The 3,527-nt window shown below is 66.2% G+C and carries 4 protein-coding genes; 1 reads left to right on the top strand and 3 read right to left on the bottom strand.

The window, feature by feature from the left end:
• The 3 genes from QZ847_RS15350 to QZ847_RS15340 all read right to left on the bottom strand — a co-directional run.
• The coding region (locus tag QZ847_RS15350; RefSeq protein WP_294358125.1) for a 5-deoxy-glucuronate isomerase at positions 1-555 on the bottom strand (555 nt) is incomplete at its 3' end.
• 2 nt (positions 556-557) lie between these two features.
• Positions 558-2,006: a glucuronate isomerase gene (uxaC, locus tag QZ847_RS15345; protein ID WP_294358121.1), complete on the bottom strand. Its 1,449-nt coding sequence runs from the start codon at positions 2,004-2,006 to the stop codon at positions 558-560.
• A gap of 79 nt (positions 2,007-2,085) precedes the next feature.
• The gene (locus QZ847_RS15340; RefSeq protein WP_058753498.1) at positions 2,086-3,114 is read right to left on the bottom strand and encodes a LacI family DNA-binding transcriptional regulator; all 1,029 of its coding nucleotides are present in this window, start codon (positions 3,112-3,114) and stop codon (positions 2,086-2,088) included.
• A gap of 113 nt (positions 3,115-3,227) precedes the next feature.
• Between QZ847_RS15340 and QZ847_RS15335 the strand changes: the two genes are divergently transcribed.
• Positions 3,228-3,527, top strand: a 300-nt coding sequence (locus tag QZ847_RS15335) for a UxaA family hydrolase (RefSeq protein WP_294358112.1), incomplete at its 3' end; no start/stop codon positions are given.

The following is a 3,527-nucleotide window of genomic DNA, read 5'->3' as shown; positions in this document are numbered from 1 at the left end:
CTTCAGCACGGTGAGGCCCATCACCAGCTGCGCGCTGTCGCAGATGCCCGGGATAACGAGCTGGAAGATCGTGCGCTCGTTCGATTCGGCGAGGCTGCCGCGCTCGAGCGCATTGGCGTCGGCGATGCCGAGTTTCCGCGTCGTGTATGCCTGATGCGCCGGACACGAGGCGAGGTAGAAACGCGCACCGTCACCCGAAAACTGGACATCCTTCGCCCCCATCGTGACGTACAGGCAGTCCTTGTTGCCGAGCTCGAACGTCTCGCCATCGACCGTCACAATGCCGTCGACCTTGCCGACGTTGACGACCGCCATCTCGCGGCGTTCGAGGAAGGGGTGGCCCGCCGCCGATGCCGGCTCGGTCTGGTCGGGCAGCTTCACGCTGCCGCTCGCCACCGCGACGCCGCCGATCACGAAGCGCTCGGCGTGCGTGTAATTCAGCACGCACTCGCCGTCGCGGAACAGCCCCTGGATCAGATAGCGGTCGCGCAGCTCGTCGTTCGACACGCACTCCATCATGTCCGGATGCGTCGCGTAATAGGTCCGGTCGTACATGGTCACTCCTTCGGGCCGCGCGCGGCGGCCGTGCTCTGGTCGATACGATAGGCGCGGCGGACGAGGCCGGCGGTCAGTTCCTGCGCGAGGTCCGCCGCCTCCCAGTCCGCGATGCGATGTTCGGCGACGAGCCGCGCCAGGAAGGCACAGTCGACGCGGCGCGCGACGTCGTGCCGCGCGGGGATCGACAGGAAGGCGCGCGTATCGTCGTTGAAGCCGACGGTGTTGTAGAATCCGGCGGTCTCGGTCGTCATCTCGCGGAAGCGGCGCATGCCTTCGGGACTGTCGTGGAACCACCAGGACGGGCCCAGCTTCAGGCACGGATAATGGCCGGCGAGCGGCGCGAGTTCGCGCGCATAGGCGCTCTCGTCCAGCGTGAAGAGAATGATCGACAGATCGGTCGAGGTGCCGAACCGGTCGAGCAGCGGCTTGAGCGCGCGGACGTAATCGGTGCGCGTCGGGATGTCCGCACCCTTGTCGCGACCGTGACTGGCGAACAGACCGGCATTGTGGTTGCGGAAACTACCGGGATGGATCTGCATGACCATGCCATCCTCGATACTCATCGCCGCCATTTCGGTCAGCATCTGCGCGCGGAACAGCTCGGCGTCCGCCGGTGTCCAATCGCCGCCGACGATCCGCGCGAACAGCGCTTCGCATTCCTGCGGCGTCAGATTGGCAGTCGCCGCCGTCGGATGGCCGTGATCGGTCGCGGTCGCGCCCGCCGCCCGGAAGTGAGTGCGGCGCTTGCGATGGGCGGCGAGATAGCCCTGCCAGCCATAGACGTCCTCGCCGGTCAACTCGGCAAAGCGCGCCATCGCCGGCACGAACGCCTCATGCTCGACGTCGATGACGCCATCGGGGCGATAGGTGGTGACGACGCGCCCGCCCCAGCCCGACGTGTGGATCGCGTGATGCGCATCGAGGCTGTCCTGCGCGCCCTCGGTCGTGGCGAGAAAATCGATGCGGAAGCGATCGAAGAGCGCGCGTGGACGAAACGCATCGGTGGCGAGCGCCTCTCCGATCGCGTCGAAATAGAGGTCGGCGGTCTCCGCCTCCAGCGCCACCTCGATCCCGAACACATCGACGAAGACATGATCGAGCCACAGGCGCGAGGGCGTCCCGCGGAACAGGTGATAATGGTCCGCGAACACGCGCCACGCCGCACGCGGATCGGTGGCAGGCACGCCGCCCTTGTGCGGAATCGCCAGCGCGTCGAGCGCGATGCCCTGGCTGTAGAGCATGCGATACAGATAATGATCAGGCGCCAGCAGCAGCGAGGTCGCGTCGGTCCAGTTCGCATTCTCGGCGAACCAGCGCGGATCGGTGTGGCCGTGCGGGCTGACGATCGGCAGATCGGCGACACTGGCATAAAGCGCGCGCGCGATGCTGCGTGTCGTCGGATCAGCCGGAAACAGGCGGTCGGGATCGAGGCGCAAAGCCCGGGCCATCTCTATCCTCTCGAAGCGCCCTTCGTCAGGCGGCTGGCAGCTTGGTAACCGGTGTCAAATCGCGACGCAACCCCCAGCCTCATTCGCGGGGCGCGGCGACCGACGCACGACGGATCAGCGTCGACAGAAAAAGCGAGGGTTCTTCCACGTCCGGTTCCTGCTCCATGCCGCCTGCGATCAGTTTCAGCGCGGCCGATCGCGCCATGGAGGCAATCGGCCAGCGCACCGTCGTCAGCGGTGGCCAGACATGCGCGGCGATCGGCGTGTCGTCGAAGCCGATGATCGACAGGTCGCGCGGAATCTCCAGCCCACGCTGGCGGGCGGCATGGATCACGCCCGCCGCCATTTCGTCGTTCGAGGAGAAGATCGCCGTCGGGCGCGGCACGACATCGAGCAAGCGCTCCGCCGCGACCAGCCCCGAATCGAAGGTATAATTGCCGTCGGCGATCATCGATCGCGGCAGCGCGATACCCGCCTCCGCCAGCGCATCCTCGAAGCCCTGCCGCCGCTCGCGCGCCGAGCGGAAGCCGTGCGGGCCCGCGACCAGGCCGATGCGGCGATGCCCCTGTTCGATCAGATAGGCGACCGCGCCCTGCACCGCCTCGCGGTCGTTGGAGGCGACCATATGGTCGGCCGCATCCAGCACCGCCGACCCCATGCGCACATAACGGCAGCCGATATCGTCGCACAGCTTCGCCACCGAATCGTTCTCGCTGATCGGCGGCATCAGCAACACGCCGAACAGGCGCTGGCGTTCGAGGAAGTGGCGCAGATCCTCCAGCATCGTCGCCGAGCCGCGATCGAGCGGACGCACCACCATTTCGAATTCGGTATCGTGCAGCGCTTCCAGCATACCCTGCTGGACGTTCATCACCGTCTGCGCATTGGGATTGTCGTGGACCAGGCCGATCAGGAAATTGCGGCGCAGCGCCAGCGCCCGTGCTTGCGGATTGGGGATATAGCCCAGGCCTGCGATCACCTCCTCCACACGCTTCCGCGTATCCTCGCTGAGCAAAGGCGAGCGGTTGATGACCCGACTCACCGTCTTTTTCGACACGCCGGCGACGCGCGCCACATCATTGATCGTCGACTGTCCCGTTTTCTGCATGGCACCGGGTGTAAAGCGGCCGAAACGATCCCGCCAGTCCCGCACCCTTGCAAAGATCGTACGGACATTACACATATGACACCGGTTACCGAAATGAACGTCGAGAGGATGGCATGGCGAGGGCATGGAAGGTGGCGCCGACCGATACGCTCGCCACGATGCTGGACGACGCACACGCCGGCGACACGCTGACGGTCGACGGGGCCGCCGGGGACGCGATCGGCAGCGCGATCACGCTCGCCGAGGATATCGCGCGGGGTCACAAGGTCGCGCTGCTGCCGATGGGGATCGGAGCGCCCGCCCTCAAATACGGCTTTCCGATCGGCCATGCCACCGCCGCCATTCAACCCGGCGCGCACGTTCACAGCCACAATCTGTCGACCGCGCTCGATGCGACGCTCGACTATCGCTAC

The organism is uncultured Sphingomonas sp. (assembly GCF_913778135.1).
Taxonomy (GTDB): Bacteria; Pseudomonadota; Alphaproteobacteria; order Sphingomonadales; family Sphingomonadaceae; genus Sphingomonas.
This window is presented reverse-complemented; position numbering and strand designations above follow the sequence as displayed.